Genomic DNA, 26,632 nt, shown 5'->3' with positions numbered 1-26,632 from the left:
TGTGGAATACAAAGAAATTAAGCAACCGGCTCTCGTGTCCGACCCAGCAGAAGCTACTAACCAGACTCTACGTGACAATGTAGAGCAGTCACTGAACAACTATTTTCGTCAGCTTGACGGTCAGCCAGTGACAGACGTGTACCAAATGGTTCTTTCTGAAATTGAAGCACCACTGTTCGAAACAGTGATGACTTACACAAAAGATAATCAGACTAAAGCTTCCCAACTGTTAGGCCTTAACCGCGGTACGCTGCGTAAAAAGCTAAAACAGTACGGCTTGCTTTAATCCACAATTTTTTAAGACTACTCGGAATCCAGACACAATGGCACAGAACATCACTCCCGTTCGCCGTGCACTGATCAGCGTATCTGACAAAACAGGTATCGTTGAGTTTGCACAAGCCCTAAACGCTCGCGGCGTTGAAATCCTTTCTACTGGCGGTACTTACAAACTACTTAAGGAAAATAGCATTCCTGCAGTAGAAGTATCCGATTACACAGGCTTCCCTGAAATGATGGACGGCCGTGTTAAAACTCTGCACCCTAAAGTGCACGGTGGTATTTTGGGTCGCCGCGGACAGGATGATGGCATCATGTCTGAGCATGGCATCAACCCAATCGATATGGTGGTTGTAAACCTTTACCCATTTGCTGCAACTATCGCACGCCCTGATTGCGATCTACCTATGGCGATTGAAAATATCGACATCGGTGGTCCAACAATGGTTCGTTCTGCAGCGAAAAACCATAAAGATGTAGCAATCGTTGTTAATGCTTCTGACTATGACAATGTTGTTGCTGAACTAGATTCCGAAAAAGGCCTAACGCACAAAACTCGTTTTGACCTAGCAGTAAAAGCTTTTGAGCATACTGCTGGTTATGACGGCATGATTGCTAACTACCTAGGCGCAATCGTTGAAGGCGAAGATGAGAAGCCTGCTGACTTCCCACGTACTTTCAACACTCAGTTCGTTAAAGCACAAGATATGCGTTACGGTGAAAACCCTCACCAACGTGCTGCTTTCTACGTTGAAGAAGAGCCAGCCGAAGCATCTGTTTCTACAGCTCGCCAACTACAAGGCAAGGCATTGTCTTTCAACAATGTTGCAGACACTGACGCGGCACTAGAATGTGTTAAATCTTTCAAAGAACCAGCTTGTGTTATCGTTAAACACGCTAACCCATGTGGTGTAGCTGTAGGCGCTGATATTCTTGAAGCTTACAACCGTGCCTTCCAAACTGACCCAACGTCTGCTTTTGGTGGCATCATCGCATTCAACCAAGAATTGGATGGCAACACTGCGAAAGCGATCGTTGATCGTCAATTCGTTGAAGTGATCATCGCACCTAAAGTAACTCAAGAAGCATCTGACATTGTGGCGACTAAGCCAAATGTTCGCCTACTTGAGTGTGGTGAGTGGTCTGCTAACCGTGCACACGGTTTCGACTACAAGCGCGTTAACGGTGGTTTACTAGTACAAGATCTTGATCTTGGTCGTGTAGATGCATCTGAACTAAAAGTTGTTTCCAAAGTACAACCAACAGAACAAGAGATCCGTGATCTTCTATTCTGCTGGGAAGTAGCTAAGTTCGTTAAGTCTAACGCCATCGTTTACGCTAAAGATGGCCAAACAATCGGCATCGGCGCAGGTCAAATGAGCCGCGTATACAGTGCTAAGATTGCAGGCATCAAAGCTGCTGATGAAGGTTTAGAAGTTAAAGGTTCCGTTATGGCATCTGATGCTTTCTTCCCATTCCGCGACGGTATCGATTCTGCAGCGGCTGCAGGTATTAAAGCAGTTATTCAGCCGGGTGGTTCTATGCGCGATCAAGAAGTTATTGACGCAGCTGACGAGCACGGCATGGCAATGGTCTTCACTGGAATGCGCCATTTCCGTCACTAAGCATTAGATAGCAATAAGCCTTCAATTAGGTTTATCCCCTTTAGGCTTATTGCCCTAAACCCCGATCCAGAGAAACACTGGATGCGGGGTTTTCTACATAGAAGGATTACAGAATGAACGTACTAATTATTGGTTCTGGCGGTCGTGAACACGCACTTGCTTGGGCAGCGGCACAAGACGCAAACGTTGCTAAAATTTTCGTAGCTCCAGGTAACGCTGCGACGGCTCAAGAAGATAAAATGGAAAACGTTGCTATCGACGTGATGGATCTAGATGGCCTACGCACTTTCGCTCAAGAAAACAGTGTAGACCTAACCATCGTTGGCCCTGAAGCACCACTAGTTGCTGGTATCGTTGATCACTTCCAGAAAGAAGATCTGCGTATCTTCGGCCCAAGTGAAGGCGCTGCTCAACTAGAAGGCTCTAAAGCTTTCACTAAAGATTTCCTTGCGCGTCAGCAGATCCCAACCGCTGAGTACGAAAACTTCACTGAAATTGAGCCTGCACTGGCTTACGTTCGTGAAAAAGGTGCACCTATCGTAGTTAAAGCTGACGGTCTTGCGGCGGGTAAAGGCGTAATCGTTGCGATGACGTTGACTGAAGCTGAAGACGCGATCAAAGACATGCTAGCTGGCAACGCATTTGGTGATGCTGGCAGCCGTGTAGTTATCGAAGAATTCCTAGAAGGTGAAGAAGCGTCTTACATCGTTATAGTTGACGGTGACAACGTTCTTCCAATGGCAACAAGCCAAGATCACAAACGTGTAGGCGATGGCGACACTGGTCTGAACACAGGCGGTATGGGCGCTTACTCCCCTGCTCCAGTTGTTACAGCAGAGATCGATCAACGCATCATGGACGAAGTAATCATGCCAACGGTTAATGGCATGAAAGCTGAAGGTAATGAGTACACAGGCTTCCTATATGCTGGTCTAATGATCCAAGCAGACGGTACGCCGAAGGTTATCGAGTACAACTGCCGTTTCGGTGATCCTGAAACTCAACCAATTATGCTACGCCTAAAATCTAGCTTGGTTGATCTATGTAATGCAGCGCTTGATAAGAAGCTTGCTGATACAACGGCTGAGTGGGATGAGCGTAAATCTGTTGGCGTTGTTATGGCAGCAGGCGGCTACCCTAGTGACTACGGTAAAGGCGATGTAATCTCTTTCCCAGCTGAATGCCCTGAAGGTACTAAAATCTTCCACGCTGGCACTAAGCTTGACGGCGAGAACGTTGTGACTGCAGGCGGCCGCGTACTTTGCGTAACAGCACTTGGCGAAACAGTTACAGAAGCACAGAAACGTGCCTATGAACTGCTAGATAAAGTTAGTTGGGAAGGCGCTTACTTCCGTAAAGATATTGCTTACCGCGCAATTGCTCGTGAACAAAACAGCTAAACGAAAATAGTCTCTGAAAAAGCCCTGATCATTCAGGGCTTTTTTTACCAATAAGAATCTAGCGCCACTCAACAAGAGTATTAATACAAGCACCACCAAAATAGGCAAGTAACTGAGCCAATACCCTACGCTAACCATCATCAACGGCACCGTCATCAAGACAACGCCCGTTACAATAAACAAAAGGTTTAGCCATATCGGCATCGAAACTAAACTCACCAAACCAATAAACAGTGTAACTAAAACCTCTAACGCTAAAGCCCAAACAGGCAATGATGGCGATAGCGCATAGCCCCATTCATTTTTCTGCTCAGCAATCACTACTTGAGAGAACAATAAGGAAAATAATAAGGCGTAACGTTTCTTTAGTTTAAGCACTCGGCGAGTTCCTGTTTATACACCAACTCAATATGTGGATTTAACCTCTAATGGGTAAAAGGTTTCCCACAGCAACACGTTTAAACATGAGAATACACTCTCCCACATATTGAAAATGTCAGCCACTATTGAAAACGACCGTTTGAAAATGACATCAAAAGTTTTATCCGTATAATCGATCTCTCACTATTAAAAAACATTCTTGCACCAATGCTGAAATCAGAAATAATGATCAAGAACCCTTTCTTGCACATGACAGCAAGCACATTAGTTTCAGTTTGTTTTTTAACAGCTTGTAGCTTTATCCCAAGTGACGAGAAAGTTACTGATCCCTCATCTTTAGCAGAGCCTACAGAGAGGCACTACTGCTATAAAGGAGGAAGAGCCAATGAATTCAGCTGCGACCCGGATAAAGCCTCTCCGCAACCCGATATGCGTTCAGCTGAAATTGATGAAGTTTGGATGTGGTTGAAATTAATTGAGATAAAAAGATGGCTTTCTGAACAAAAAGATTACAATAATTCAGTAAGTTCTACTCAGCAAAGACATGAGAAGCAGTAATACATGACCAACTTAAAATTTAACTCAGGCAAACATTTACTACGTACAACTATAAGTACCCTAATTACAGTGTCCTTGCTCACTGGCTGCAACCTTTCAACCAATCTACAACCTAAGATTCTTCTAGCTGACGAGATCCAGAAAATACCTGAAGGTTCCAGAGAATATATTGCTACCGTTAGCATTACCCCTACCAAGCCAGCTAATTCATCTCTAGCGATAGAGCAAAGTTTGGAACTTAGCCAACAGGGCAATCATCAAGAGGCTCTAGCTAAAATTGAGGCTTTTCTAGCACAACAACCTAATCTACCTTCAGCGTTACTAGCTCAAGGCATTATTCTGAATAACCAAGGTAATAAAACTGCTGCTAAATCCATCTTCAAGACTCTGACTAAATCTCACCCTGATCGCCCTGAAGCATTTAATAATTTGGCGGTTATCTATTCTGAAGAAGGCAATTTCCCTCAAGCAATAGAAACACTACAGCAAGCATTCCAAACCCATCCAAGTTATGCACAAGTACACGTAAACTTGAAAGAACTTTATGCAACGATGGCGTCACAAGCATATAACAAGGCATTGGATTTAAGTGCTGCTGAGCAAGGTCCTAGCCTTGCCATGATTAACCAAGTATCAACTATTCAAAGTAGCAGTGTAGTTCCTGTTGCAGCAGCGGCGACGAAACAGCCTGTGAAAGTAGCAGAAGAAAAAGCTGAAAAGATAACTACTCTAACTTTAAAGACTATTGCGCCCAAAGGAGAAGTTTCAACAACTAACCCTGACGTTGCTACTAGCTCCTCCCATCCTGAGCCAAAGACTCAACCACCAGCGAAGATTGAAGAAAAAGCAGTTGTAGTCGCTGTAAGCAAGCCAACCGCTGCAGTTGTCCCTGCTACAGAAGTAGCCAATATCAAAGAACAAACTAATGCGGCTCCAGAACTACCAAAACTTGAAACACAAGCTCTACCTGAATCCGAGGTATTAGCGCATATCAATAATTGGGTCGAAGCGTGGAGAAACAAAAATCACACAGGCTATGTTAGCTCTTATACAGCACTTTACCGTCCTAACTCTAAACTAAACCACCAGCAGTGGGTTAAACAACGAGCTCAACGGTTAATAAAACCTAAATTTATCCGTGTCGAACTGGATCAAATTAACATCAAGATTCTTGGAGAGAATTTAGCTGAAGCACACTTTACTCAGCACTATCAATCCGATAACTACAAAGATACGGTAACAAAGCGCCTAATGTTGGTTAAAGTCGATAATCAATGGAAAATAAGCCTAGAAAAAAGCCTAGACTTCCTTAAGTAAACAAACATAAAAAAGCCCCTTTCCAATGGGGCTTTTTTAGGTCCATATTTCTTATTTCTAGCCCGTAGGGCGCTTCAAAACAACAGTTCCATTTGTAGCTTCTGAAGCGATCTTCCAACCAGCCGAAGTTAACATAAACTCAAGACGCTTCTTAGTTTCATCTGCATACCCTGGCTTCTCAAAACGTTGATAAAACTCGACTCTGTACCAGTGCGAATTAAGACGAGTAAACTTTGGAAATTTAATCTCTAACTTTATCCACTCAGGTGAAAGTAAACGGTCTTTACGAAAAGCACGCCACTCTTCTAGAGACATTTTCACACCATACAACGTAGAATTTTGAAGGTAACTGTTGATGTAATCATCCCAGTTTTGCTGTTCCCACGCAGTATGCCAAGTCGTAAAAACTTCACGTACAGCCTTTTCATTATTTTCTTTAGGGCCAGGCTTAACTGGTAACTCAGTAACCGATTCAGCGGTTCGCTGATTCTTAGTTATAGGAGAAGCGATCTTAGTCTGCGCTAATATGTTTAACTGCTCAGAAGTAGCTACCTCTTTCGGCTCAGCTTTAGCTACTTTAACTAGCTCATCAACCTTAACAGATTCTTGTGTTTTAACCTTTGCAGTTGTATTAACTAATATTTGTGACGTTTTATCACGCTTCTGTTTTGCTTTTTCCACCGTAGCAGTCAAAGAGGCCACTAACTCTGGGTTCAGCTTTTTAGGTATCACATCGGATTCAGGAGATTTTACAACAAGCTCTGGCTCAACAGTAATCACACTTGGATCTACAGCAGTAGCCCCAACATTTTCCTCTGTTATCACCAGTTGAGTCTGTTTGTAATCATGTGGGCTCGAAGCAACTACAACTTGTGTATTTTGAGTGGGTTGAACCGCCTTTGTATCATCAACGTTCTGGGATAACTCAGCCACATTAGCCACAGCAAATTTAGGATCAGTAAAATCCTGATTAGCATTAAACCAATACCATCCCCCAGCAGTTAGACAAACAAACGCTAGTACACCAAAAGTAATTAGAGCTTTGTTACTGCTCGCTGATACAGAGCCTAAATCAACATCCTCTTGATAATAGCCATCTAACTTACTAGCAAGTAGGGTAGAAGACTTCAAAGCAGAAACCATGTCTGTAGTACTTAACAATATAACTGTTACAGCAGGGCCTGTTTCATTACAGATAGAAGGAAGACTTAACAAATAAGTGAGAGCCTCAAGACAAACATCATCACTATTAACAATGACGTGTAGACGGCGCTCTTGCTGCAACCAGCGTTCTAGTTCCTGCTGAACAAAAGAAGCGCCTGCTTCCACTTGAAGAAATTTGGCTAGATTATCCTGTACAACATCTAAAGCTAGAGAACCTTTAATCTCAAACGTATCAGGTTGGGTTTGTTTCACTTGACCAGTCAGATATTTCATCCACTGGGCAGATCCTTCAATGCGAATAACCTGATGATCAGATAAATTTATCAGTAGTAGCTCAGCAGAACTTAAACTTGAATCGTTCAACCCCAACCCCCTGATATTTTAAGGTCTACCTTTTGATGGTTTACCTTCATATGCAATACGCCAACGTCCCTGATCAAAGGTCCAGTACTGACGTTTAATGGAGCTGCCGGAAAGGTTATTACTATTATAATTTTGCTGGAAAGTGGCAACCACTAGATTCGGGTTATCTGGATAACGATAGATGCTTAAATTTTGCAAATTGACATCTATAAACTTTTTGGAGCCATTTACACGTTTTTTATAACTGGAATACTGTAAGTAATTACGTTTTCCATCATTATAGTTTTGAGAATAATTCTCTATATAACGTTTGTGCTCAAGACTTTCCCAATCAGATACCCAACGCTCAACTAAGCTACCAAAACGATTTTTCTGTTCTAGCCAATCAGCTTTCTTAATCCAACGGACATTATGTCCAACTAGAACTGGTGTATTCAGGTAGTTAATCTGGTTATCTAACTCAATAAAATCTGGATTAGTTAGGGAGATACAACCTTCACTAGCTTTGGGTGGACGGCTATAAGTCTCTACTGGAGAGCCATGCAACCAGATACCATAGCCAGTGCGCCCTAAACGCTTATCCCAAACATTTGGATAATTGATCGGGAGCGCACCAGAACCATATCGAGATGGTAATTTCTCATCTTCTAATCGGCTGGTCGTAAAATAAACACCTAGCGGTGTTTTAAGATCACCTTCAACCTCTTTACCTGTGCCGCCACGACCATACGAAGCGTAATAGTCTTTAACCAGCACAGGTATACCGTTCTGGTTTTCAAATAGGAAAAGGCGCGATAAGCGGGTATCAACGATAATAATATGCTTTTGGTCTGGGGATAAAGTCAGCATGTCTGCAGGTAACATATCTGCAGATGGCTTCTCCATTTCCATCAACAATCTCGCTTTGGCTTCAGAAATAAGTCCTTCAATTGTTTGTTGATGGTCACCACGTTTATGGCTGAGGGGAGAACCTTGCGCCTGTGCAGCAAGAATATCTGCATAAACGAGCTGAGCTAGACGAAAATCAGGTCGACGTTCAGTAAGTTCCTGAAGATCCGATAAAGCCGAATCCAACTCATGGCTCTTTAGGTTATGCAAGCCACTTAAAAGTAATTCTTCATTCCCTTCGGAAATGCCATAGGGTGAAGCTTCTTCAGCAAACAAGCTGCTCTGTGGAATGCCCAGTGCACCCAACATCACAACAGTACAAACGAAACTTTTTTTCATCTATCCAGAAAGCCCCAACCTATTTTTAATTAACCAATGATTATAACGATATTCATCCTGAATGGGACTCTATCGTCCTTTAAAAAACGATTTTTCCACTACTAAACTTGAAACTTTTTGAGTTTTTTTGGTTTCGCAGTAAATTTCTCGCGATACTACCCGTAAGTTCAGCGAAATGACGCGCTTCTAGCCATTTCGCATCTGCGAAATACTTGAGAGACTGCAATTTATTTTGAATTTTTCGATCTGAAATTTGCCTAAAACTGTGCTATTCCAAAAGTGTAGAGTTCCAAAAGACAAGCTACCGCATACAAAGTTCAGTTAGCTGGTAAAAGTGCGACCCACAAATCACCAATTAACTGCACACAATTGATGTTTTCCTGTAGATACAGACGGAGGACCCCGTGATGTTTGAACAGATGGAAAGCAATGGCACACAACGCCTTCATTTTTGCCACGACCCTGATACGGGTCTCAAGGCTATCATTGCCATTCACTCGACTTTGCGTGGCCCCGCGATCGGCGGCTGCAGATTTATTCACTACAATGATGACGATTCCGCCATTACGGATGCTCTTAGGTTAGCTCGAGGTATGAGTTACAAAGCGGCACTTGCTGGTCTCCCTCACGGTGGAGCCAAAGCGGTTATCATTAAGCCCGAATCAGACTTTAACCGCGCAGCACTTATGCAGCGCTTCGGTCAATTTGTTGATGGTTTGGGGGGCGAATACATTACAGCAATGGATAGCGGCACTCATATTAGTGACATGGATCAGATCCAAAAGAGCACCTCTTTTGTCACTTGCACACAAGCCACCGGTGACCCCTCCCCTCATACCGCACTCGGAGTTTTTGAAGGAATTAAAGCATCCGTCAGGTTCAAGCTAAATCGCACATCACTAAAAGGTGTGCATGTCAGTATTCAAGGGTTAGGGCATGTAGGTTATGAGATAGCTCGCTTACTTCATCAAGCCGGAGCCAAACTGACAGTCACCGATATTGATCAAGCTCGAGTGACTCAATGCGAGAAAAGCTTTAACGCTGCAAGTGTTGCACCTGATCAGATTTACGCTGTAGATGCTGATGTTTTCTGCCCTTGCGGCTTGGGAGCGATCATCAACGACATGACGTTGCCACAATTACGCGTTTCTATCGTTGCTGGCTCAGCCAATAATCAACTCGCAGAAGAGAAACACGGCGATTTACTAGCCGTTCAAAATATCCTCTATGCCCCTGATTATCTGATTAACGCAGGCGGTTTGATATTTGTAGCACTGCAATATTCAAAACAAAACAGCCGAAAAATCCGCCAGAAAGTTGTTCAGATAGGTGATTCACTCACTCAGCTTTATCAAAACGCGGCAAAAACCAAGCAAGGTGTACATCGTCTAGCCAATCAGCAGGCTGAACAAATCATCAGTGCATCTAATGACTTCAATTCCGCAGCTTAAGCTGACGTTAGCGGTTAGGAGGAAGAGTTATGAGTCATGCACCACTGCAATATTTGGATAGTGAGGGGAACCCCACCCAGCGTTTACCGCAATGGTGCCAATCACCTGATTGGTTCCTGCGCTGCTACCACAACATGGTATTGGCTAGACAGTTTGACGCTAAAGCCATCGCGCTACAACGCACGGGGCAATTGGGTACTTACGCTTCCCTATTAGGCTCCGAAGGAATCGATGTTCCCACGGCTCTCTGCATGAGCGAAAAGGATGTCCTCGTGCCCTATTATCGAAACCATGCCTGCCAGATGATTAGAGGGCTGGCTCTTGAAGATATTCTCCTATATTGGGGTGGGGATGAACGAGGCAATGCATCCCCCAAAATGAAGAAGGACTTCCCTAACTCAGTCCCAATCGCCACTCAATCACTGCATGCCTGTGGTGTTGCAACAGCGCTAAAAATACGCAATCAGAAACAGGCTGCTGTGACCTTAATTGGCGATGGCGGCACCTCTAAAGGGGATTTTATGGAATCCTTAAACATCGCTGGAGTATGGCAACTGCCTGTGGTCTTTATCATCAACAACAATCAGTGGGCAATTTCGGTACCGCGTAAAATTCAATCAGCTGCCGCTCAGTTAGCAGACAAAGCACAAGCCGCTGGCATTCCCGGTATGCAAGTCGATGGCAACGATGTAATTGCTATGCATGAGGCAGTTACCCAAGCTTTGCAACGCGCTTATGACGGTAAAGGAGCCACCCTGATTGAAGCCATAAGCTACCGCTTAAGTGATCACACTACAGCGGATGATGCGACCCGTTATAGAGATAACGAAGAGCTGAAACAAGCTTGGGAGAAAGAACCAGTAAAACGCTTGCGTAACTTCATGGTTGCTCAAGGCTTTTGGGATGAATCAAAAGAACAAGCCTTACAACAGGAGATAACGCAACTCGTCCAACAAGCAGCAGACAAGTATTTAGCAATTGAACCTCAAGCCCCCGAGTCCATTTTTGATTACATGTATGCTGAGCTACCCGAGCATCTCATCGAACAGAGAGACTGGGCCACAATCAAGGCAATGCCAAATGCTAGCCACGCTGAGGAGGATGCATCATGAAACATTCAGTATGTCTTCTTGAAGCAGTAAATCTAGCCTTGGCCTCAGAGATGCGAAAGGACGAAGAGATCGTTCTACTGGGTGAGGATATTGGCGTTAATGGTGGGGTTTTCCGCGCTACAGCGAATCTAAGAGATGAGTTTGGCCTTAAGCGCGTAATGGATACTCCCTTAGCCGAGTCTATGATCGCAGGGCTCAGTATCGGTATGGCCAGCCAAGGTTTGAAACCTGTGGCTGAGATCCAGTTTATGGGTTTTATCTTCCCCGCATTAGAGCAAATCATCTGTCATGCCGCACGCATGCGTAATAGAACCCGTGGCCGCCTCACCTGCCCTATGGTGATCAGAGCACCTTTTGGCGGCGGGATTCACGCACCAGAACATCACTCGGAAAGCACAGAAGCCCTTCTGGCTCATATCCCAGGCCTTAAGGTTGTGATCCCCTCATCACCAGCACGTGCGTACGGCCTTCTTTTAGCAGCCATTCGCGACCCCGATCCTGTGCTCTTTTTAGAACCCAAGCGGATCTATCGCAGCCAGCAGCAAGAGATTTTAGATAACGGCGAAGCACTGCCTCTAGGCAGTTGCTTTACGCTACGTGAGGGCTCAGATATTACATTGATCAGCTGGGGGGCGATGATCACAGAAACCTTAGCAGCAGCAGAGCATCTCCAAAATAAAGGCGTGCACTGTGAAGTGATCGATGTAGCTAGTATCAGTCCTTTAGATATGACTACGATTCTAGCCTCTGTGAAAAAGACAGGTCGCGTTGTGATTGTACATGAGGCCCCTAGAAATGCGGGTATAGGTGCAGAAATAGCTGCAACCATCGCAGAGAGAGCGCTCTTAGATCTACAAGCGCCTATTGCTAGGGTAACAGGTTATGACACCGTCATGCCCTATTTCCGTCTTGAAAATCATTACCTACCGAACACTCAAGACATCATCGACAGTATCAATGAGACATTGGAGTTCGCATGAAATATTTCAAACTACCAGATCTCGGCGAAGGACTTCCTGAAGCAGAAATTGTGGAATGGAATATCAAAGAGGGCGATTCAGTTGAAACCGATCAAATACTCCTGTCTGTAGAAACAGCAAAAGCGATTATTCAAGTACCCTCTCCGCAAGCAGGTGTAATAGCACATCTTTTTGGGCAGCCAGGTGATGTCATCCACACTGGAGAGCCCCTATTGGAATTTGAAGGTGAAGACGAGAGTGACAGCGGTACTGTTGTCGGCGAAATTCCACAAGCAAACACAGACTCTACTACTCAAGATTCCTTCTTTATTGGTGCTGCTCCAAGCAGCCAAAACAGTTCAACAACGCAAAAGGCGACACCTGCAGTAAGAGCCTTAGCCAAACGCTTAAACATCGATTTAAACCAAGTAAAAGGTAGCGGACAACAAGGCAACATCACGCCAAAAGACGTTGAACAAGCTGCTCGACTAGATCAAACTCATGGTAAAGCTGAGCCTTTGCGTGGGGTGCGTAAGCATATGGCACAGGTCATGAGCAAAGCGCATAGTGAAGTAGTTCCAGTCACTATTCATGAAGACGCAGATATTGATAACTGGCCTAAAGGTACAGATATCACACAACGATTAATCCATGCTATTGCAGAAGCCTGCACAACAGAACCAGCAATTAATTCGTGGTTTGATGGCAATACCCTCAGTCGGCGAATACATTCCAAAATCGATCTTGGTATCGCGGTTGATACAGAACAGGGATTATTTGTTCCAGTATTACGTGACATTAGTAACCGTTCACTTTCCCATCTACGAGAAGGATTAAATCTTCTCCGTACAGATGTAAAAAACAGAACGATCCCTGCTTCTGAACTACAAGGAGCCACAATCACGTTGAGCAATTTCGGCACTATTGCCGGACGTTACGCAAATCCAATTGTGGTTCCCCCACAAGTGGCGATTATTGGCGCAGGTGTTATTCGCAAACAAGTTGTAGCCGTAGGTGAGGAAATAAAAATTCATCGCATTCTTCCTATTTCACTTACCTTTGATCACCGCGCACTCACTGGCGGTGAAGCGGCTCGATTTCTAGCTACGTTTATCCAAAACCTTGAACTACAAAAAATATAAGTCCTTATAAATCATAAGATTATTAAACAATGAAACCTTAAGGAAAGTTTTAGAGTCAAATGTTCAGAGTTCAAAAATGTGAACTACACTAACTACAGGTAAGCAAGCAAAACAGCCTGACATAATTATTCAAAAATCCAAAGAAGCTTGGCTGAATAAAGGTGATTTGTATGAGTATCTTTGACCACTATAAAGCCCGCTATGATTCTGTTCAGCAGGAAGAATACAGTTTGGACGAATATCTCCAACTGTGTAAACAGGATCCTATGATCTACGCTGATGCGGCTGAACGTATGCTGCAAGCGATCGGTGAACCTGAAATGGTTGATACCGCTGCTGATCCAAGACTAAGTCGTATTTTTTCGAACAAACTGATACGCCGTTACCCTGCGTTTAGCGAGTTTTATGGTATGGAAGATGCGATCGAAAATATTGTCTCCTACTTTAAACATGCGGCTCAAGGTCTAGAAGAACGTAAACAGATCCTTTACTTACTTGGTCCAGTGGGTGGCGGTAAATCGTCCTTGGCCGAACGCCTTAAGCATTTAATGGAGCACATTCCATTCTATGCCATTAAAGATTCACCTGTTTTTGAGTCACCTTTAGGTCTATTCAAACCGGAAGAAGATGGTGTCATTCTTCAAGAAGAATACGGTATTCCTTCACGCTACTTGAAAGGCATCATGTCACCTTGGGCGGCCAAGCGTTTACACGAATATGGTGGGGATATTTCTAAATTCCGTGTAGTAAAACTCTACCCTTCTATTTTGGATCAGATTGCCATTGCCAAAACCGAACCAGGTGATGAAAACAACCAAGATATTTCTAGCCTTGTGGGTAAAGTTGATATTCGTAAATTGGAAGATTTCCCACAACACGACCCTGATGCTTATAGTTTCTCTGGTGCATTATGTCGTGCCAATCAGGGTATGATGGAATTTGTGGAGATGTTCAAAGCCCCAATTAAAGTGCTCCATCCTCTATTAACCGCTACCCAAGAAGGTAACTACAACAGTACCGAAGGCATGGGGGCTATTCCTTACGATGGTATTCTCCTCGCCCACTCTAATGAATCAGAGTGGACAACCTTTAAGAACAACAAAACTAATGAAGCCTTTATCGATCGTATTTATATCGTAAAAGTACCTTATTGCTGCCGTGTAACTGAAGAGATCCATATCTACGAAAAACTTTTAGAAAACAGTTCGTTAAACCATGCACCCTGTGCACCAGATACATTAAACATGTTGGCTCAATTCTCGGTCCTATCGCGTATGAAGGAACCTGAAAATTCTAGCCTGTATTCAAAAATGCGTGTTTATGACGGCGAGAATCTAAAAGACACGGACCCTAAAGCGAAATCTATGCAGGAATATAAGGACTCTGCAGGTGTTGATGAAGCAATGGATGGTTTATCAACCCGTTTCGCTTTCAAGATTCTATCCAAAGTATTTAACTTTGACCCCTCAGAGGTTGCGGCTAACCCTGTTCACCTTCTCTATGTACTGGAAAAAGAGATTGAACAGCAGCAATTCCCTGCCGAAATCCAAGATCGCTATTTAGGCTATTTGAAAGAATATATCGCACCTAAATATATCGAGTTCTTGGGCAAAGAGATTCAAACCGCTTACTTAGAGTCTTACTCAGAGTACGGACAAAATATATTTGATCGCTATGTCACATACGCTGATTTCTGGATACAGGATCAGGAATATCGCGACCCAGAAACAGGTGACATATTAGATCGTCAGGCGATTAACGAGGAACTCGAAAAAATCGAAAAACCTGCCGGTATCAGTAATCCAAAAGATTTCCGACACGAAATTGTTAATTTTGTACTGCGTGCCCGTGCCAATAACAACGGTAAAAACCCATCTTGGATGGGTTACGAGAAAATGCGTACCGTTATTGAGAAGAAAATGTTCTCCAATACGGAAGACTTGTTACCTGTTATTTCCTTTAATGCGAAAGCCTCTACAGATGAACAAACCAAGCATGGTGAGTTTGTTAAACGGATGATAAAACGAGGCTATACCGAGAAGCAGGTGCGATTACTGTCCGAATGGTATATCCGCGTTAGAAAGTCACAGTAGTTAATCGGCAATAACAGTTGGTGAAGGCATTCATTCGGGCAAAGGCCTGCCCGAATGAGATGAAGAGCCTAAGTGCAGGCCATCTACGGGGATAGAAGTATTATGAGTTACATCATAGATCGCCGCCTGAACTCCAAGAACAAGAGCACGGTTAACCGTCAGCGCTTTCTTCGTCGCTATAAAAAACATATTAAAGATGCAGTAGAAGATGCGGTGAACAACCGCTCCATCAAAGAGATCGAACAAGGTGGCAGCGTTACCATTCCTCGCAGGGACATCTCCGAACCCATTTTTCATCATGGTGAAGGCGGCGTTCGTAATAAAGTTTTCCCTGGCAACAAAGAGTTTGTTGTAGGGGATCAGTTCCAACGCCCGCAAGGTGGCGGCGGTGGCGGCGGCAGCGGTGAAGGCCAAGCCAGCAATCAAGGTGAAGGGGAAGATGATTTCACCTTCCAGATCGATCAGGAAGAGTTTCTAGACTTTATGTTTGATGGTTTGGAACTCCCCTATCTAGTCAAAAAACAGCTAAAAAGCGCAACCCAATTTGAAACCCGCCGAGCTGGATTTACCAATGCTGGTAGCCCCGACAAGATTCATATTGTGCGTTCGTTAAAAGCAGCCCACGCACGTCGCATTGCCTTAACCGGCAAAGACAGACGCAAAATCCGTGAACTCAAAGCGGAAATTTTGAGCTTAGAGCAACGTTTACCCGATGATGATGCAGAGAAACAGATTTCAGCATTAAATTCCAAAATTGAAGAGATTAAACAGCGTTTAAAGCGTGTACCTTTCCTTGATGACTTTGACATTAAATACAACAATTTAATCAAAGTTCCCGTGCCTTCAAGCAAGGCCGTGATGTTCTGCGTTATGGACGTATCTGGCTCTATGACGCAAAGCATTAAAGATATGGCGAAACGATTTTTTATCTTGCTGTATCTATTTCTGAAACGGAATTACAAACAGATCGAAGTTGTCTTTGTTCGCCACCATACCCACGCCAAAGAGGTTGATGAACAAGAGTTCTTCTACTCCCGCGAAACCGGCGGCACGATCGTATCCAGCGCTTTAGACCTGACCTCAGATATTCTAGAAGAACGTTATTCCCCAGCAGACTGGAACATCTATGTAGCTCAGGCATCCGATGGCGATAACTGGGATGGAGATTCCAGTAAATGCTACCAGCTCCTTGATAAAAAGATCCTCAAGCAAGTTCAGTATTTCGCCTATGTAGAAATCACTACAGGACCTCACCAAAACTTGTGGCATGAATATGAACGCCTACAAGCAAAGTGGGAAGAATGCTTTGCCATGCAACAGATAAAAACCCCAGCAGATATTTTCCCAGTATTTCGTAGTCTATTTGAGAAAAAGGTTGAGGGGGCAGCATGAAAAAACGCAGTCCAATATCCACCGGAGCTGAGTGGAGCTTTGAACTTATTGCCGAATATGACCGAGAGATCGCTCGCATTGCCAAAGACTTCGGCTTAGACACATACCCCAATCAGATCGAGGTCATTACCTCCGAACAGATGATGGATGCCTACGCCTCCATCGGCATGCCTTTAAACTATAACCATTGGTCCTTTGGTAAACAGTTTGTTGATACCCAACAAAACTATAAGCGCGGCAGAATGGGCCTTGCTTATGAGATTGTAATCAATTCCGATCCCTGTATCGCTTACTTAATGGAAGAAAACACCATGACAATGCAGGCCCTTGTTATTGCTCATGCCTGTTATGGTCACAACTCTTTCTTTAAAGGTAATTACCTGTTTAAAACTTGGACCGATGCCTCAGCGATTATTGATTACCTTCTCTTTGCTAAAAGCTATATCAGCCGATGCGAAGAAAGATACGGTGTAGATACAGTTGAGGAGCTACTGGATTCGTGCCATGCACTCATGAGCTATGGCGTAAATCGATATGTTCGCCCACAACCGCTGACAGCAGATGAAGAAAAAGAGCGCCAGCAAGCGCGGGAAGAATATATCCAGCGCCACTTAAACGACTTGTGGAACACGATTCCAAAAAAAGAGGAAGGAGCAACACCAGTTATTCAGCACTTTCCTAAAGAACCTGAAGAAAACATACTCTATTTTATAGAGAAAAACGCCCCACTTCTTGAACCATGGCAACGAGAGATCGTTCGTATCGTTCGAAAAGTGGCGCAATATTTCTATCCACAGAAACAGACCCAAGTGATGAATGAAGGCTGGGCTTGCTTCTGGCACTACACGCTTCTGCATCAAATGCATGAAGAGGGCTTAGTAACCGATGGATTTATGATGGAGTTTCTTCACTCACATACCAGCGTTGTCTACCAACCGCCATTCGATAGCCCTTACTTCAACGGCATTAACCCCTACACATTGGGATACAACATGATGCAGGACATAAAACGTATCTGTGAAGAACCAACCGACGAAGACCGCGAATGGTTCCCTGATATCGCAGGTTCCGATTGGAAAAAGACATTAGACTACGCCATGCGTAACTATAAGGATGAGAGCTTTATTCTCCAGTACCTCTCGCCAAAACTCATCCGTGAGCTAAAACTTTTCACAATTATGGATAACTCTGAAAAAGCCAATTTGGAGGTCACATCAATCCATGATGAGGCGGGCTATCGTCAAGTGCGCGAAGATCTTTCTTCTCAATATAACTTAGGAAACAGAGAACCTAATATTCAGGTCTACAACGTAGATGTCCGAGGAGATCGAAGCCTAACCTTGAGACACTTTATGCATAATAAACAACCGCTCGGCCAATCCACCGAAGAAGTGCTACGTCATATTCATCGCTTGTGGGGGTTTGATGTCCATCTTGAATCAGTACTTCCAGATAATACTGTGACCAAAAGTTACCACTGCCCAGAGATCCTTGTGGAAGGAAAAACAGAATCACTACTGTAGGCCTGACTACTACTTTGTTTACTAAAGGATATTCGGTATTTAATCCATTGGTAACACTGGATATACTGCATTTAAGTATTTAGCACAGTGAGGAAAATCGATGGACTGCCTGTTTTGTAAAATCATAAATAAAGAGATTCCGGCCGAAATCATTTACGAAGATGAGCACGTAATTGCCTTCAATGATATTAGCCCTCAGGCACCAACACACGCACTAATCATTCCGCGCAAACATATCGCAACGCTTAATGATATTAGCGCTGAGGATACAGAAATAGTCGGCCATATGGTCAAAACTGCTAGCACTATTGCAAAGCAGTTGGGAATCGATGAATCAGGGTACCGAACTGTATTTAATTGCAACTCCGATGGTGGTCAAACAGTTTATCATATCCACCTTCACCTTTTAGGTGGCAAACCAATGGGCTGGCCACCATACCAAGAGAAAATGAAAGAAGCGCTTAACTAACTTTGAATAATTTTCCTTACAGCTAAAAGAGCAAGTCATTTTTTTCTTTTAGCTGTGCAAGCTACTTTTTAATCTTAAAATTCATACCCTAGAAAAATATGGTTAAGGCTTTTCCTAGAGTATAGAAACCGAGATGCGCCCAGAGTTATGCCAAAGGAACAACGGTTAATTACTGAAAGCCACATTAGATCTAGTGAGAGTATTCCTTCATATACTGAGCCATATAGACATACTTCCTATAAGAGAGCTTTGAGTGGACTAAGAGAAGCATTACAGAGCGAAAACTCAGTAATTCTTAAAGGAGTTGAAGGTACTGGTAAAAGCACACTTATTAATGAGCTTATTAGTGAATTCCAACATATAGGGGTTCCTGTCGCTATAGTTAATAAGCCGTTAACAGAACCATCTCAGCTTTATTCACAATTAACAGGCGCACTTAAAGCCACAACACAGAAAGAAGATCTACTCCGCACGCTCCAATCACTCAAAGAAACAGACCAATTTTGCCTATGCATAATTGATCAACAGGCAATCAATTCTGACGATTCCGTAATCAACTCCTTACAGCAGTTATGCGAAATCGATGAAACTACTAAAGGTGCAATAAAACTAGTAGTAGTTCGCCAAGACTATATTGTCATTAACTCTGATGGGCTTAAACAGGCTGATTTTATTAACTGGATTAATACCGAAATAGTCCTAGATCTTTTTCAGCTAGATGATATTGAAGGATATATTCATTACTTATCTTCCAAAGAGGGACTACCAGCCACGCCTTATGAAATTGGTACCGATTTATTGATGATTGAGCAATCTGAGGGAAGAATAAACCGTCTAAATGAACTTTTATTACCCCTGATTGATAACAAAATCATAACGCGAGAAGATCTCAATAGCTCGAAAGAAAATCCCTCTCACTTAACAGCTGCGAAAATCGGCATTTATTCTCTTAGCATTACAATTCTTCTGATCCTAGGTTTTGGCATTAATCATTTCTTAAATTCAGGCTCTGAAAGTATCGAACCACACATAACCGACAACACCCCAATTTTTGCTGAACCGAAACCACTTCAAAAGAGCCAAGTTGTCATCGTAAAACCACCGAGTATTACGGTCACAGAGAAAGAAATGACCACCAATGGCTTAAATGATAGCGAATATAAAACTGATACTTTAACAAGCCCTGCTCATGAAGCAGAGCAACAGATGCCTACGCAAGAGATATCAATTACAGGGCAACCAATAAATACAATGCCTTTGAGCAATATTGAACAGAAAAATAAATATTCACTAGAGGAAAGAACCACTTTTCTGACAGATCAAATGGACAAACAGTCAGATATTTCAACAGTTACTGTTATCGACAAATCTCGACAAATTAGTGGAAACACGACAATATCCAATACCCCACTCAGAGGTTTGTCCGTTCCTGCTCAGGAAAAAGCTCCCCCTTATGAAAAAACATCATCCGAGGTAGCTCAGTTAGTCCATAAACCTGCATCTATAAACAATAATGAAGTTGCTCAACTGATAGAAGACCCAGTTAATAAAGAAAAACATTTCTTGAGGGAAACGCCAGTACAAGAAAATGACATCACTTCACCTATCACTCTAGCCACTGCACAAATTGACCATTGGGTAGCTGCTTGGCAAGCAAAAGACCAAAAAAGCTATTTTAGAAGTTACAAACCTAATTTTACTGGTATATACGAAACTCATCAGCGCTGGTTACAAAAACGCCGCGATGCAATTAACCGCCCTCAGTGGATCAAATTGATCAGAGAAGAACTACATAACATCGTCATCTCAGAAAACCAAATCAAAGTAGATTTTTGGCTTCAGTACGAGGCTGCTAGCGGTTATAAAGACAAAACGCTGAAACAGCTAACATTAATTAAAGTAAATGGAGAGTGGTTGATAGCAAAGGAACACAACATTAAAGTCGAAACAAATTAAAATAAAATGCTCAGTGCACGTTTTGTGGAAAATCATGAGCGTGTTCAGAAATCCATTCGATTGCAGCTTCTTCTGAGTTTAATTCTCGCCCTTCTTCTTCTAAGATTTTCTGGCGATATTCTTCGATATAACACACCTGCTCAACCATTCGAACTGCATAAGCAGTTGCTAGATCAGAAAAGCCGATCCCAACCAGAAACCCATTGCCCTTTTTTTTACACCAAACAACATGCCCTATGGTTTTAAATGGAGGTTTCTCTAATGATATTTCTACCTCTACAGCATCGCCTGGAGTCATCAGGTTTTCGGTTTCACAGGATAAACCGCCTGCACTTACATCTTGTGTAGTAACTTCAGTAACATTTTCGTTATTAGTTTGTTCTTGGCTACAAAGCTTGATTGGAATCGCTGCGGGATGACGAATAAATCGACGAGGCATAACGCTTCTCCTCTACCACTACTATTTAGTGTAGACCCAGAAACAAGTAAGGGGCACTAAGCCCCTTAAAAATAAACAAAAATTTGTTTAATCAACCTTTCGCTAGCAGCTCTCGTAGATCAATAATCGCAGCATTAGCGCGGGAAATATAGTTTGCCATCACCAAAGAGTGATTAGCGAACAAGCCAAAACCGCCACCATTAAGGATCATTGGGCTCCACACGGTTTCCTGAGTCGCTTCCAACTCACGAATAATCTGACGGAGACTCACTCGAGCATTCTTTTTATCTAATACAGGCCCAAAATCCTGCTCAACTGCTTTCAATACATGTAATAGTGCCCAAGCAGAGCCACGCGCTTCATAAAACACATCATCGATTTCTAACCAAGGTGTTTTCACTTCTTTATCAGAAGCAGTCTGTGTAGATTGTTCAGCAGCCGGATCACCCGCTAAATCTGTATTCACACGTTTCTGCCCTACACTTGCACTTAAACGCTGTGACAAACTGCCTAAACGCGTTTGAACATCGCCAAGCCAATTATTCAGATTATCTGCACGTGCATAGAACTGAGCTTCAGATTCAGTAACTTTAGTCAGTTCCATCTGATATTTGTTTAGTGCATCAAGGCCTTCTTTATACTGAGATTCAGAAGAAGGAAGTAACCAACTATTCGCATCGAAGTGGAATTGAGGCTCCGCGACTGTCAGCTCTGGATGTTCAACTGATTGAGACTGCGAACGACTAAAGTCTTTTCGTAAGGCTCGAGCAAGATCACGAGACTGCACCAATACGCCATATTCCCAATTGCTGATGTTGTCTAACCAGATACCCGGAGGCGCCACATCATTAGTGATATAACCGCCCGGTTTATGCAACAACGTATCCATCAATCGATGCAAGGTATAAACCGTTGGATAACCCGTCGTTACTTTTACACCTTGCTCCTCCGCATTCGCTTTAGCTTCTGCAACTGGATCAAATGCAGCAGGAGGGCAGCTCCAATAAATACCTAGGGGAACGGAGATAGCAATAATTAGCGTGACAGCACTAAAAATAGTTCGGCTAATTTTACCTCCTGGCATGTTGTCCCAAAAATCTAAAAACCAATCAATCAATAATCCCATGAGGTTCCTCAGCTCTAACAATCCGTTGGACGATGTAACTGTCCACTTATTATTTACTGCCACAGCTTAACTGATCCTAAAGGTATTCGGAATGTTGCGATGGTCGAAGCAAAAAATTCTTTTATAAAACCTCTATAACAACGGTATTATGCTAAGAAATTACTTAGACCAAATTTGAAAAATTACTCAAATAAAAGATACTTTTATAATTCAAGTCAGCATCTTGTATTGCAGCCTCGATACTTAAGCCAATATCAGAATAAGGTGGTGTATCTTTACTATAGTGACAGGGAGTTACAGATTTATGCCTCAGGCAGCGCTACAAGGAGGGTATAAGACATGGTAAGACACGAAGGGATCAAACCGCTAAGGCTTTTATTCACACTTCTTTCGGTAATTCTTTTATCTGCGTTGACCGTTTTCAGCATTGCCCTTTGGGATGATGTTAAAACCAGTCAGTACGATAAGCTATACAAACAAAATCAGACTCTAATTAGTCAGAGCCGATCTTTCTTTGATCACCAAACACGTCTTATTGTAAAAACAGTAAAAGCACGTTTTATCAACAAAAATCTACAAGAACGCTCTGTTACAAATGTGTTCGAGTATCTTCTGTCAGCAACCGGCGAAGCTGCTGCATTTTCCTTAATCGATAAAAAAGGGAACGTCTTACTGAGTAAAGGCGATATCAATCTACCACAATTATCCAGCCCAAATATTGTGTTAGACAATGTAAAAGTAAGCCGAACCGCTCAGATAGGTTACCTACATAGAACAGGCCTTTTAGGGGAATCTTTACTGCCTTTCTATGTCCCTATTTTAAATGATGACAAGAAGATTATTGCCATCGTAATCGCTTTTTACCGCGTTCAGGGAAAATCATCCCTGATGCAGAAATTTATTAGCCCAGATAACAATACAATCTGGCTGCTAGGTGAAGGCGGGCAAGTGCGTATGTCTTATCCCATCCCAAAAGGTTTTGTATCAGACTTATTTGGTTGGCGTTTAGCTCAGGAAACGGCTACCGAAATTCAATATAACCTACAATCAGGCCAAGTAAAACAAGGCCTAGAGCTTGAAGTTAAAGGGGAGAAAGTCCTAGCAAACGTAGGTTATTTACCAGAATATAAACTCATCACTCTCAACTCTTATCCTATCACTAAGCTATTTAACTCCTGGTTAGAACGAATGCGACCTATCGGCACCGTATTTATTCTATTCCTTCTCGCGGCATTACTTGCCTACAGAGTTTCACTACAAATTAGTAAACGCATGTCCGACGCGAAACAAAAGGCGGAACGTAAAGTTCAAAAATTGTCTAAAGCAATTGAACAAAGCCCTAACAGCGTCGTAATCACAGATAACCTATGGTCGATAGAGTATGCCAATAGCCACTTTGACTTAGCTACTGCGAAGCCTAATGCTCACAATAAAGCTCGTGGACATAATATTATCGATTTTCCACCTTACAATGTCTTAACTAATGACCTTAAAAAGATTAGCGATGAAATCGCAGTAAAAGGTAACTGGTTTGGAGAACGTAAAACCGATTTTGACGGAAAATGGTATTCCTTCTCTATCAGCCATATCACTAATCCTGATGACGAACTCACCCATTATGTAGTCGTTGTGCAAGATATCAGTAGCCGCAAGAAGGCAGAAGCCAAGCTGTATAAACAAGCAAACTTTGATCCATTAACAGGCTTACCTAATCGCCGCAGAACTAATGAAAACCTAACAAGAGAACTCCAAAACGCTTGGAAAAATAAACAGCAAGTTGCTGTACTTTATTTAGATATCGACAACTTCAAAACCGTTAATGATACCTTTGGTCACATGGTCGGTGATCAATTACTACAACTTGTCGCAAGCAGACTAGTTAAATGCTGTAAGGGCAAAGCACATATTTGCCATATTAGTGGTGATGAATTTTTAGTACACGCAACCTATATCAGAAATCAAGAAGTAGAAACGCTAGCTGAGAAGATTCTTCGAGATGTAGAGAAACCTGTATTAATAGAAGGTAAACAGATCTATATTTCTGTCAGCATTGGCATCTCCCGCTACCCTGAAGACAGCAACGAAGTAGTAGGACTTATAAAGTTTGCGGATATTGCTCTATTTGAATCGAAGAAAGATGGTAGAAATCGCTACAGTTTTTTTGACCACGAACTCGACTATCGCTTAAAACGCAGACACACCATCGAAACAGAATTACGCCAAGCGCTCGAGCGCGGCGAGATCTATATGGCTTACCAAAGCAAGAACAATATAGATACCGGCCGTATTATGGGTTTTGAGGCCTTAATGCGCTGGAACAGCTCTGTATTAGGCCCAGTTGGACCATTTGAGTTTATCGAAATTGCCGAAGATATCGGTGTCATTAACGAACTGGGTGAGTTCGCTTTACGCCAAGCTTGCCTAGATTTGATCGAGCTACAGAAATTCAGTGATACCCCTCTAATTATGGCTGTTAACCTGTCCATCAGACAGCTGAACGATGACAGCGTCATAGATATGGTGGCGGGCGTAATTGAAGAAACAGGTATTGAACCTAGCAGGCTCGAACTGGAGATCACCGAAAGTCTATTAGCTGAGAATATCGAGAAGCTTCTCCCACGATTAGAGAAACTGCTCGAACTTAGAACATCACTCACCATTGATGACTTTGGTACTGGCTATAGTTCATTGAGCTATCTAACCACCTTCCCTGTATCAACCTTAAAAGTAGACCGTGCCTTTGTGAAGGATATGGTTCACAACCAAGGTGATGCCACTTTAACCCGTACGATTATCACTATGGCACATGCACTCGATATGAAAGTGGTTGCGGAGGGAATTGAGGATGAAGATCAATTAGCTCTGTTAAGAGACTTTGGCTGTGATATTGGTCAAGGCTATCTATTCAGCCGACCTCTGGTACATAAAGAAATGGAAAACCTAGTTGAAACAGAAAATCTACCAAATACTCACACTTTCAATTGTACCCTTACTTAGGCACTGCAAGGCTTGAAACAATGTGAAAGCTCTGAGCAACCAAAAGAACAATTCACCCCAACTGTATTTGCTCTTCTGGAAATTGAACACGAATATAATCCAACTTTCCTGATTCTACTAAAGCGACAAACACCTCTACTAGGCGTTTATCAAGGTGGCTACCAGCAATACGTTTAAGCTCACTGATGGCTTCATTTTGGGTCCAAGCGTCCTTATAGCTTCGCTTAGATAACAACGCATCGAAGACATCCACAACAGCAACAATCCTTGCCGCGAGCGGAATTTCATCCCCTTTCAAACCTTTTGGATAGCCACTGCCATCTACTTTTTCATGGTGAGCAATGGCTATATCTCTCGCCATATTAAAAAAGGCGCTCTTACCCAAAATCTTAGCCCCTATAGAAGAATGCAGACGCATAACCTCCCACTCTTGATTATCCAATGGGCCAGGTTTATTAAGAATGGCATCAGGCGTGGTGATCTTGCCAACATCATGCATCATGCTAGAAAAGCCAAGACGATTCACCACTTCTGACGATAAACCTATCGCTTTACCTAACTCTTCAGAGTACTCCTTAACTCGGTTAATGTGGTTACCCGTATCGTTGTCTTTGTAATCACAAACCATAGCTAATTTCTGGATGGTCTCTACATTAGCTTCATATAACTCTTGCGTACGAGCTCTTACACGCTCTTCCAAGTAACTATTAGCTTCATCCAACTCACGATTAAGTCGCTGCTGTTCCTTATAAAGATGGCGAGTTCTAAGGTGAGAGCCAACACGAGCACGAAGCTCTTCATGACTGAAGGGTTTTGTTATGTAGTCACTAGCACCTGCCGTCAGTAAATCACATAGTAGCTCTTCTTGATCGAATTGAGTCACGACAATAACAGGCACTTGATCATACTGGGTGCAGGAGCGAATCAGATGATTCAACTCAATACCATCCATTTCTGGCATCTCAACATCGGTCATCACAAGATCCACGTCTTCATGCTGCTGAAGTGTCTCCCATGCTTCCTTACCATTTTGACAAAGCACTGGAGCACAACCTAACTGCTCTAGCATTTGACCATACAAAGCCAATAAAGCAACGCTATCCTCAGCCACTAGCACTTTGAATCGTTGCCCTGCGATATGCTGACTAAACTGCATTGTCTCTCTACGCTCAATAACATTCTTCACTCTCTCAAGCAGAAAATGTTGAGTGCAGTTTTTCATAATGAAATCGGTCACACCCGCCTGAAAGCAGTTACGTTTCAATTCCATTGACCGAAGAGAAGAGACAACAATAATTGGGACAAGTAAAAACTCAGGACGAGCTTTAATCTTAGATGCAAAGGCGACACATTCAGTATCCGGCAGCTCTGCACCCAAAAGAATGAGATCAGGCATGTCAAAACTGAGAGCTTTGTAACAGCTTTCACCAGTTTGGTGCAATTTTACGCGATAACCAGCATCTTCGAGTACAGCTTTGTAAAACGTTCGAATTGTTGAGCTACCATCAACCACAAAAATGGTTTGTTGCATCCTTATATCTCCAAGAGGTTCCGTCCTGCTAGACTAATTATTTTAAATACTAAAAATTGATTCCTTAATTTATACCACCATGTTTTTTATGACCACACTAAACCTTAGGTTATTTTTAGCATTTTTGT

21 protein-coding genes are annotated in these 26,632 nt (G+C 42.8%); 15 read left to right on the top strand and 6 right to left on the bottom strand.

All coding sequences use genetic code 11. The annotated features are described in order from the left end of the window. Position 1: 1 nt before the first annotated feature. From fis to purD, 3 genes are all read left to right on the top strand, one after another. Positions 2–286: a DNA-binding transcriptional regulator Fis gene (fis, locus tag ACMXYR_RS03950; protein WP_415883738.1), complete on the top strand. Its 285-nt coding sequence runs from the start codon at positions 2–4 to the stop codon at positions 284–286. A gap of 37 nt (positions 287–323) precedes the next feature. Further along, positions 324–1,904: a bifunctional phosphoribosylaminoimidazolecarboxamide formyltransferase/IMP cyclohydrolase gene (purH, locus tag ACMXYR_RS03945; RefSeq protein ID WP_415883737.1), complete on the top strand. Its 1,581-nt coding sequence runs from the start codon at positions 324–326 to the stop codon at positions 1,902–1,904. A 113-nt stretch (positions 1,905–2,017) separates the two neighbouring features. Further along, on the top strand, positions 2,018–3,304 hold the full coding sequence (purD, locus tag ACMXYR_RS03940) for a phosphoribosylamine--glycine ligase (RefSeq protein ID WP_415902996.1): 1,287 nt from the start codon (positions 2,018–2,020) through the stop codon (positions 3,302–3,304). A 130-nt stretch (positions 3,305–3,434) separates the two neighbouring features. Here purD and ACMXYR_RS03935 read toward each other — a convergent pair whose 3' ends face one another. After that, positions 3,435–3,602 (bottom strand): hypothetical protein, encoded by a 168-nt coding sequence (locus ACMXYR_RS03935; RefSeq protein WP_415902995.1) that lies wholly within the window; start codon positions 3,600–3,602, stop codon positions 3,435–3,437. 308 nt (positions 3,603–3,910) lie between these two features. On the opposite strand from ACMXYR_RS03935, the gene ACMXYR_RS03930 reads away from it, so the two are divergent. Both ACMXYR_RS03930 and ACMXYR_RS03925 read left to right on the top strand, forming a co-directional pair. Then, complete coding sequence (locus tag ACMXYR_RS03930; protein WP_415902994.1) at positions 3,911–4,243, top strand: hypothetical protein; 333 nt, start codon at positions 3,911–3,913, stop codon at positions 4,241–4,243. 3 nt (positions 4,244–4,246) lie between these two features. Continuing rightward, positions 4,247–5,560, top strand: a complete 1,314-nt coding sequence (locus ACMXYR_RS03925; protein ID WP_415902993.1) for a tetratricopeptide repeat protein — start codon at positions 4,247–4,249, stop codon at positions 5,558–5,560. Between the two features lie 57 nt (positions 5,561–5,617). Here the strand turns inward: ACMXYR_RS03925 and ACMXYR_RS03920 are convergent, their stop codons facing one another. After that, positions 5,618–7,087 carry a hypothetical protein gene (locus ACMXYR_RS03920; protein ID WP_415902992.1) on the bottom strand — a complete coding sequence of 490 codons (1,470 nt, stop codon included), beginning with the start codon at positions 7,085–7,087 and terminating at the stop codon, positions 5,618–5,620. A gap of 18 nt (positions 7,088–7,105) precedes the next feature. Then, complete coding sequence (locus ACMXYR_RS03915) at positions 7,106–8,314, bottom strand: L,D-transpeptidase family protein (RefSeq protein WP_415902991.1); 1,209 nt, start codon at positions 8,312–8,314, stop codon at positions 7,106–7,108. Between the two features lie 407 nt (positions 8,315–8,721). On the opposite strand from ACMXYR_RS03915, the gene ACMXYR_RS03910 reads away from it, so the two are divergent. The 9 genes from ACMXYR_RS03910 to ACMXYR_RS03870 all read left to right on the top strand — a co-directional run bounded on the left by ACMXYR_RS03910 (position 8,722) and on the right by ACMXYR_RS03870 (position 20,411). Next, positions 8,722–9,765, top strand: a complete 1,044-nt coding sequence (locus ACMXYR_RS03910) for a Leu/Phe/Val dehydrogenase (protein ID WP_415902990.1) — start codon at positions 8,722–8,724, stop codon at positions 9,763–9,765. A gap of 29 nt (positions 9,766–9,794) precedes the next feature. After that, positions 9,795–10,877 carry a pyruvate dehydrogenase (acetyl-transferring) E1 component subunit alpha gene (gene pdhA / locus ACMXYR_RS03905; protein ID WP_415902989.1) on the top strand — a complete coding sequence of 361 codons (1,083 nt, stop codon included), beginning with the start codon at positions 9,795–9,797 and terminating at the stop codon, positions 10,875–10,877. Beyond that, positions 10,874–11,857: an alpha-ketoacid dehydrogenase subunit beta gene (locus tag ACMXYR_RS03900; protein WP_415902988.1), complete on the top strand. Its 984-nt coding sequence runs from the start codon at positions 10,874–10,876 to the stop codon at positions 11,855–11,857. Before pdhA ends, ACMXYR_RS03900 begins: the two co-directional genes overlap by 4 nt. Beyond that, a complete protein-coding gene (locus tag ACMXYR_RS03895; protein ID WP_415902987.1) occupies positions 11,854–12,978 on the top strand; it encodes a dihydrolipoamide acetyltransferase family protein in 1,125 nt (374 codons plus the stop codon). Before ACMXYR_RS03900 ends, ACMXYR_RS03895 begins: the two co-directional genes overlap by 4 nt. Positions 12,979–13,148: 170 nt before the next feature. After that, on the top strand, positions 13,149–15,071 hold the full coding sequence (locus tag ACMXYR_RS03890) for a PrkA family serine protein kinase (RefSeq protein WP_415902986.1): 1,923 nt from the start codon (positions 13,149–13,151) through the stop codon (positions 15,069–15,071). A 102-nt stretch (positions 15,072–15,173) separates the two neighbouring features. Further along, complete coding sequence (locus ACMXYR_RS03885) at positions 15,174–16,463, top strand: YeaH/YhbH family protein (RefSeq protein ID WP_415902985.1); 1,290 nt, start codon at positions 15,174–15,176, stop codon at positions 16,461–16,463. Continuing rightward, a complete protein-coding gene (locus ACMXYR_RS03880; protein WP_415902984.1) occupies positions 16,460–17,986 on the top strand; it encodes a SpoVR family protein in 1,527 nt (508 codons plus the stop codon). Before ACMXYR_RS03885 ends, ACMXYR_RS03880 begins: the two co-directional genes overlap by 4 nt. Before the next feature lie 100 nt (positions 17,987–18,086). Continuing rightward, positions 18,087–18,455 carry a histidine triad nucleotide-binding protein gene (locus ACMXYR_RS03875; RefSeq protein WP_415902983.1) on the top strand — a complete coding sequence of 123 codons (369 nt, stop codon included), beginning with the start codon at positions 18,087–18,089 and terminating at the stop codon, positions 18,453–18,455. Between the two features lie 147 nt (positions 18,456–18,602). Continuing rightward, positions 18,603–20,411: an AAA family ATPase gene (locus ACMXYR_RS03870; RefSeq protein WP_415902982.1), complete on the top strand. Its 1,809-nt coding sequence runs from the start codon at positions 18,603–18,605 to the stop codon at positions 20,409–20,411. A gap of 10 nt (positions 20,412–20,421) precedes the next feature. Here the strand turns inward: ACMXYR_RS03870 and ACMXYR_RS03865 are convergent, their stop codons facing one another. Both ACMXYR_RS03865 and ACMXYR_RS03860 read right to left on the bottom strand, forming a co-directional pair. Continuing rightward, entirely contained in the window at positions 20,422–20,850 is a 429-nt protein-coding gene (locus ACMXYR_RS03865; RefSeq protein ID WP_415887210.1) for a PilZ domain-containing protein, read from the bottom strand. Positions 20,851–20,941: 91 nt separating this feature from the next. After that, entirely contained in the window at positions 20,942–21,976 is a 1,035-nt protein-coding gene (locus tag ACMXYR_RS03860) for a DUF2333 family protein (RefSeq protein ID WP_415902981.1), read from the bottom strand. Positions 21,977–22,315: 339 nt separating this feature from the next. Here ACMXYR_RS03860 and ACMXYR_RS03855 point away from each other — a divergent pair, with 339 nt between their 5' ends. After that, positions 22,316–24,973: an EAL domain-containing protein gene (locus ACMXYR_RS03855; protein ID WP_415902980.1), complete on the top strand. Its 2,658-nt coding sequence runs from the start codon at positions 22,316–22,318 to the stop codon at positions 24,971–24,973. A gap of 52 nt (positions 24,974–25,025) precedes the next feature. Here ACMXYR_RS03855 and ACMXYR_RS03850 read toward each other — a convergent pair whose 3' ends face one another. Further along, the gene (locus ACMXYR_RS03850; protein WP_415902979.1) at positions 25,026–26,504 is read right to left on the bottom strand and encodes a response regulator; all 1,479 of its coding nucleotides are present in this window, start codon (positions 26,502–26,504) and stop codon (positions 25,026–25,028) included. Positions 26,505–26,632: the final 128 nt, after the last annotated feature.

Origin of the sequence: Neptuniibacter sp. QD29_5, assembly GCF_047778125.1 — a bacterium.
GTDB lineage: Bacteria > Pseudomonadota > Gammaproteobacteria > Pseudomonadales > Balneatricaceae > Neptuniibacter.
Note: the sequence above shows the minus strand (reverse complement) of the source record. Positions and strands in the feature narration are given on the sequence as shown.

Coding starts and splice junctions, on each gene's coding strand:
- purH (WP_415883737.1), top strand. CDS start 324: ATGGCACAGAACATCACTCCCGTTCGCCGTGCACTGATCAGCGTATCT.
- purD (WP_415902996.1), top strand. CDS start 2,018: ATGAACGTACTAATTATTGGTTCTGGCGGTCGTGAACACGCACTTGCT.
- ACMXYR_RS03935 (WP_415902995.1), bottom strand. CDS start 3,602: ATGGGGCTATGCGCTATCGCCATCATTGCCTGTTTGGGCTTTAGCGTT.
- ACMXYR_RS03930 (WP_415902994.1), top strand. CDS start 3,911: ATGATCAAGAACCCTTTCTTGCACATGACAGCAAGCACATTAGTTTCA.
- ACMXYR_RS03925 (WP_415902993.1), top strand. CDS start 4,247: ATGACCAACTTAAAATTTAACTCAGGCAAACATTTACTACGTACAACT.
- ACMXYR_RS03915 (WP_415902991.1), bottom strand. CDS start 8,314: ATGAAAAAAAGTTTCGTTTGTACTGTTGTGATGTTGGGTGCACTGGGC.
- ACMXYR_RS03910 (WP_415902990.1), top strand. CDS start 8,722: ATGTTTGAACAGATGGAAAGCAATGGCACACAACGCCTTCATTTTTGC.
- pdhA (WP_415902989.1), top strand. CDS start 9,795: ATGAGTCATGCACCACTGCAATATTTGGATAGTGAGGGGAACCCCACC.
- ACMXYR_RS03900 (WP_415902988.1), top strand. CDS start 10,874: ATGAAACATTCAGTATGTCTTCTTGAAGCAGTAAATCTAGCCTTGGCC.
- ACMXYR_RS03895 (WP_415902987.1), top strand. CDS start 11,854: ATGAAATATTTCAAACTACCAGATCTCGGCGAAGGACTTCCTGAAGCA.
- ACMXYR_RS03890 (WP_415902986.1), top strand. CDS start 13,149: ATGAGTATCTTTGACCACTATAAAGCCCGCTATGATTCTGTTCAGCAG.
- ACMXYR_RS03885 (WP_415902985.1), top strand. CDS start 15,174: ATGAGTTACATCATAGATCGCCGCCTGAACTCCAAGAACAAGAGCACG.
- ACMXYR_RS03880 (WP_415902984.1), top strand. CDS start 16,460: ATGAAAAAACGCAGTCCAATATCCACCGGAGCTGAGTGGAGCTTTGAA.
- ACMXYR_RS03875 (WP_415902983.1), top strand. CDS start 18,087: ATGGACTGCCTGTTTTGTAAAATCATAAATAAAGAGATTCCGGCCGAA.
- ACMXYR_RS03870 (WP_415902982.1), top strand. CDS start 18,603: ATGCCAAAGGAACAACGGTTAATTACTGAAAGCCACATTAGATCTAGT.
- ACMXYR_RS03865 (WP_415887210.1), bottom strand. CDS start 20,850: ATGCCTCGTCGATTTATTCGTCATCCCGCAGCGATTCCAATCAAGCTT.
- ACMXYR_RS03860 (WP_415902981.1), bottom strand. CDS start 21,976: ATGGGATTATTGATTGATTGGTTTTTAGATTTTTGGGACAACATGCCA.
- ACMXYR_RS03855 (WP_415902980.1), top strand. CDS start 22,316: ATGGTAAGACACGAAGGGATCAAACCGCTAAGGCTTTTATTCACACTT.
- ACMXYR_RS03850 (WP_415902979.1), bottom strand. CDS start 26,504: ATGCAACAAACCATTTTTGTGGTTGATGGTAGCTCAACAATTCGAACG.